Source organism: Nocardia cyriacigeorgica NBRC 100375, from assembly GCF_000308555.1.
Classification (GTDB): domain Bacteria; phylum Actinomycetota; class Actinomycetes; order Mycobacteriales; family Mycobacteriaceae; genus Nocardia; species Nocardia cyriacigeorgica.
The window spans coordinates 1-4,985 of record NZ_BAFY01000123.1; the positions used below are offsets into that span (position 1 = coordinate 1).

Consider the following 4,985-nt stretch of genomic DNA (forward strand, 5'->3'; position numbering starts at 1 on the left):
GCGCAGCGCCCGCACGTACCGTTCGAAACCCTCAGCGTCAGCGGTGAATACCTGGCGGAGGCCACCGCCGATATCGAGAACCGACGGTGTGAGGCCGTGGTCGTAGGCGCGTTCGATCAGCGTCAGGCAGTCATCGAACGCGCGCACCCGTTCGCCGACATCGCCGGAATCGAGATGGAACGCGAAGCCGCGCAGGTCGATCCGATCCGAATGTGCCGCCAGCGTCCGCAGGGCCGAATCCATCCGTGACAGCGGAATGCCGAACCGGCTCACCCGCGCCGGATCGAACCCGGAGACCCGCACCAGCACCGGAACCGGCGCGCCGCCCACCGCCAGTTCGGCGATCGTCTCCAGCTCCCACTGATTGTCCACGTTCACCGTGACGCCCGCCGCGGTCAGCTGCCGGAGAAACCCGGCACCCTTGGGACCGGTGGCTTCGATGCGCCCCGGCCCGAATCCGGCGCGGCGCGCGCTGGCCAGTTCTCCGGCCGAGGCCACATCGATGCCGATGCCCGCGTCAGCGGCGGCCCGGACAAAGGCATGCGCCTGGTTCACCTTGTGTGCGTAGCAGATTCGGTAGGCGAGGCCACGTTGCCGGAGCACAGTGTGGATTCGACCGAGGTTGTGCTCGAAGACCTGAGGAAACACGATGTTCAGTGGCGAACCGTGCGTGGCGAGTGCGGCGTCGAGGCTCACCCGTTCGGTGAGGAACTCCCGCACCATCGGATCGATCAGGCCGGGCAGTACGGGTGCCGTCATCGACCGGATTCCGCGGCCGCGGCCGGCTCACCTGCGCCGGATTCGAACTGCGCGGGCACCGCCGACGGGTTGTATCCGCCGTCGCGCAGCGCCTCGAACGCGCGCGCCCGATTGCGGGGACTGCGGAAATCCGCCACCACCCGCTTGCTGACCAGATCGATCTCGGCCACCCGGATACCCATGGACTCCAGTACACCGGTGATGGTGCGGACACAGTGTTTGCACGTCATATCGGGCACATAGAAGATCTGGTCGTCGGCGGCGATCGGACCGTCACCGTCGAACCGGTCTGGCTCATGCGGCAGCTCGCCGATGGTGAGATCGGCGTGAATCCGGACGAAGGTGGCGACGAACTGCTCGGCCACCACCGGCAGAATGCTGTAGTGCTCGTCGCCGATCCGGTGCGGCATCGCGGCCAGACAGGAAGGCCGCGCACCCGAGGGCAGCAGCGCGTACTGCCGGGAGATGAGATCGAGGTCGTCGTGGTATTTCTCGATCGCCTCGGTCACGGTGAGACCCTCCGGCCCGGTGGCGCGGCGCATCACCGTGTGCGCGTCGGTGATGGTGGCGTCCTTCATCGCGCGCAGCACGGCCACCGTCTCGGCCGAATACCGCACCGTCGCATCCGGTTGCGCACGCAACGTCACCGGAATCATGCCGCGCCTGTAGGTGGAGGCCTGGAGCTCCCAGTACCAGCGGGTGGCGACGGCGGCGAAAATGCCGGATCCGAGCAAGCCGTGCGCGAATTCGGCGCCGTCACGGTAGGCGGTCTGCCGGGCGAGCAGCGCGTGCTGGGCCAGTGCCCGGCCGGTGGCCTCGATCCCGACCCGGAAGATCTCGATCGGATCGTGATCGGTGGTCGTCGCGTCGAGCAGACCCTGCGCCGCGGCATCCAGCCGCGAGATACGTTCGGCCAATGCGTGGTTGGCCGCCAGCCGATCCCACAGTTCCAGCACGGCCTCGCGGGTGGCGATCGGCATGATCGGGCCGAGGCCGTCGTCGCGGTAATGGCCGGTATTGGGGATGCCGTGGCTGTCGGTCCAGGTGATCCGATGGGTGGCGGTCGTGACCTGGTCCGGACGGCACGGCCGCATGAACCGCTCCAGATACATCCGTTGCGAGACCGTGAGGTGGTGGCCCGGCTCGGGAGTCAGCGCTGTGCTGGTGTACTCGATGTGCCGCGGCCGGGCCGGCGCAGCGGCGGCGAACAGGCCCGGCTGGGCGAGTTCGGCGAGCACCCGGGAGGCGCCCCTGCGGTCGTACTGGGGCGGGGGAACGGCACCGGTCCCCATCGATGCTTCCGTCATAGGACCTCCTCGGCGATCTGGCGGACGCAGTCGGTGAAACGATCGATCTCCGTGCGGGTGTTGTAGATCTGGGTGCTGACCCGCACCGAGTCCGTCTCGCCCGCCGCGGCCGCCGGGTCGGCGGGCACACAGTGGGCGCCGGTGCGGACCATGAAACCGGATTCGGCCAGCACGAAACCGAGGTCGCCGGCCGAGATCCCGTCGAGGGTGAACGAGGCGATCCCGTAACCGCTCGCACAGGGCGCGTGCGCGGGGCCTGGCAGCAAGCGCACGCCGGGCACGGTGCGCAGGCCGTCGACCAGCCGCAGGGTGAGATCGCGATTGTGCTCGGCGATCGCCGGCATCCCGAACGACTCGAGCACCTCGACTGCCGCACCCAGCGCCAGCAGGGCCGGGATATCGGGGGTGCCGCCCTCGAGCAGGTCCGGCATCGCCGCCGAGGCCGAGCCGCCGAGCCCTGGGCCACCGCCCGGCAGGAACGGAATCAACTGGTCGTGGACTCGGCGGTGGCAGTACAGGACCCCGGCTCCGGGCGCACCGAACATCTTGTGGGCGGCGAACACCGCGAAGTCGGCCCCGAGTTCGACGACGTCGACCGGCAGATGCCCGCCGCTCTGGCTGCAGTCGAAGCACAGCAGCACCCGGTCCGGTATCCGGCCGCGCAACTCCTCCAGCGTGGTGACCGCACCGTAGACGTGATGCAGGTGACTGGTGGTGATCAACCGGGTCCGCGGACCGAGCTTGGCCGCGATGTCGGCGACGTCGGCCTCACCGAGTTCGGTCATCCGATACGGCACCAGCTCGATCCGCCTGCCGAACCGGGCCATGATCTCGCGAACATGCTGCCATGGCCGCACATTGGCGGCGTGGTCGCGCGGATTGAACAGGATCTGGTCACCGTCGTCGAGGGCGGCCAGACCCCATGACAGCGCGATGGCATTGAGCCCGGCGGTGGCGCCGCCGGTGAACACCACCTCATCGGTATGCGCCGCGCCGATGAAACCGGCCATCCGCTCGCGCACCTGCGCGATCCGGGCGGTGAGCGTGGTGGACCAGCGATAACTACCGCGCCCGGCGTTGGCGGTGTGCGTGCGGTGGTAGCCGGTGACCGCGTCGATGACGGGCCACGGCTTCTGGGTGGTGGCCGCGCTGTCGAGATACACCTCGCCGGTGTCGGCCAGCGATGGGAACAGTGCGCGCGCGGTGGCGATCTCGCGGCGGGCGGGCGCGGGCCGATGGGCGTGCTCCGGTGCCGGAACCGGGTTCGACGCTCGCGCAGGTGACCCCACCGTGCCGCTCCCTCCGCCGGACGCGCTGAATATCGCTCAACGATACGCACAATCCGGAAAAGCTTCGAACTTTTCTCGCACCCAACACCTTTCACCACCGCGAACACGCATCGCGGTGCTCGTGCACCGAAGGTGTCGGTGGGCCGGCGTAGTGTGCGGGCCATGCCGCTGACTTCTGTGGAACGCGAAGAGTTTCTGGCCCAGCCGCATGTGGCGTCGCTGGCCGTCGCCGGCTCCGACGGCCGTGGGCCGCTGACGGTTCCCATCTGGTATCAGTACAGCCCCGGTGGTGAGCTCTGGGTCATCACCGGCGCCGAGTCGCGGAAGCTGGCGCATATCCGCGCCGCCGGCCGGTTCAGCCTGGTGGCCCAGCGCCTCGAACCGACTGTGCGGTACGTGAGTGTGGAGGGGCCGGTCACCCGGATCGAACCGATGACCGACGCACACAGCCGCGAGATGGCCGCGCGGTTCCTGCCTGCGGAGAACGTGGCGGGCTATCTACGCGTGTCGGCCCAGTTCGGGGAGCAAGTGGTGGTGTTCATGCGCCCCGAACACTGGCTGTCGGCGGATATGGGCGACACCTCGCAGCTGTAGGCGCTCAGTAGGTGCCCTGCACGTAGCCGACCAGTTGTTCGCGTTCGGTCGCCAGTTCGGAGATCGCGCTCTTGACCACGTCGCCGATGCTGACGATGCCGATCAACCGGCCGTCGCGCACCACCGGCAGATGCCGGATGCGGTGGTCGGTCATGGTGCGCCGCAGCCCGTCCACCAGATCGTCGGGGTCGCAGGTGCGTACGTCGGTGGTCATGATCTGCGAGACCGGGGCATCGAGCAGTGCGGCACCGTGCTGATGCAGACTGCGCACCACATCGCGTTCGGAGACGATGCCGCTGATGCCGACACCATCGGAGGAGACGACCACCGCGCCGATATTGTGCGCGGCGAGCGTCGCGAGCAGGGCACGAACCGTCGAGTCGGGCCGGACGGTCGCTACCTCACTGCCTTTTCTGCGCAGTATTTCCGCGATTCGCATGGTTCACCATCCAGAGGGGGACACTCCGCCTCTCAGGATCCCTCCTGGACGACCGGGTGACCAGCACGAATCGGCATCACCTAGGGGCGGGCGACCGGACCGCGGTCCAGCTCGCGCGCCAGCAACGCGATCGAGGCCTGCGAGATGCCCGCGGAAGTGGCCAGGTCGATCGTGGTGAGCTGGGCGATCCGGCGCAGCCGGTAGTCGACGGTATTGGGGTGGACATACAGCTGCCTGGCGGTGAGCTGACGGTTCATATCGTTGCGCAGGTAGGCCCGCAGGGTGGCGAACAGCTCGGGGTGGTCGTCGAGCGGCGCCAGGATGGTCGCGATCCGCCGAGTGGCGGGCCCGCCTCTGGTGAGCTGGTATTCCACCGCGAGATCGGTCATCTGATACAGGCCGGGGGCGCGTTCACCGGCCCGGACCAGGCCGAGCAGCTCATGGGCCTGATCGGCGGCCTCGGGCACCTCCGCGGTGGCGCTGGTGACCATCGCGGCGGTGACCGGCACTTCGGCGGCGGCCGAGAGCCGCACCAGGACGTCGTCGGTCAACTCGGTGTCGCCGTCGAGGGGGATGAGCAGGGTCCCGCCCTGCGGG

6 protein-coding genes are annotated in these 4,985 nt (G+C 68.7%); 1 reads left to right on the plus strand and 5 read right to left on the minus strand.

The features are described 5' to 3' along the window. From RJ05_RS11500 to RJ05_RS11510, 3 genes are all read right to left on the minus strand, one after another. Window positions 1–759: alanine racemase (locus tag RJ05_RS11500; RefSeq protein WP_036536693.1), on the minus strand; the 759-nt coding region annotated here is incomplete at its 3' end. Next, entirely contained in the window at window positions 756–2,066 is a 1,311-nt protein-coding gene (locus RJ05_RS11505) for a heavy-metal-associated domain-containing protein (RefSeq protein WP_036536694.1), read from the minus strand. The genes RJ05_RS11505 and RJ05_RS11500, both read right to left, overlap by 4 nt. Then, complete coding sequence (locus tag RJ05_RS11510; RefSeq protein ID WP_249040460.1) at window positions 2,063–3,355, minus strand: aminotransferase class V-fold PLP-dependent enzyme; 1,293 nt, start codon at window positions 3,353–3,355, stop codon at window positions 2,063–2,065. The genes RJ05_RS11505 and RJ05_RS11510 overlap by 4 nt, the downstream gene beginning before the upstream one ends. A 162-nt stretch (window positions 3,356–3,517) precedes the next feature. Between RJ05_RS11510 and RJ05_RS11515 the strand changes: the two genes are divergently transcribed. Further along, a complete protein-coding gene (locus RJ05_RS11515) occupies window positions 3,518–3,949 on the plus strand; it encodes a pyridoxamine 5'-phosphate oxidase family protein (protein WP_036536697.1) in 432 nt (143 codons plus the stop codon). A gap of 4 nt (window positions 3,950–3,953) precedes the next feature. Here RJ05_RS11515 and RJ05_RS11520 read toward each other — a convergent pair whose 3' ends face one another. Beyond that, window positions 3,954–4,388 carry a CBS domain-containing protein gene (locus RJ05_RS11520; protein ID WP_036536699.1) on the minus strand — a complete coding sequence of 145 codons (435 nt, stop codon included), beginning with the start codon at window positions 4,386–4,388 and terminating at the stop codon, window positions 3,954–3,956. Between the two features lie 80 nt (window positions 4,389–4,468). Continuing rightward, on the minus strand, window positions 4,469–4,985 hold a 517-nt coding region (locus RJ05_RS11525; protein WP_036536702.1), incomplete at its 5' end, for a PucR family transcriptional regulator.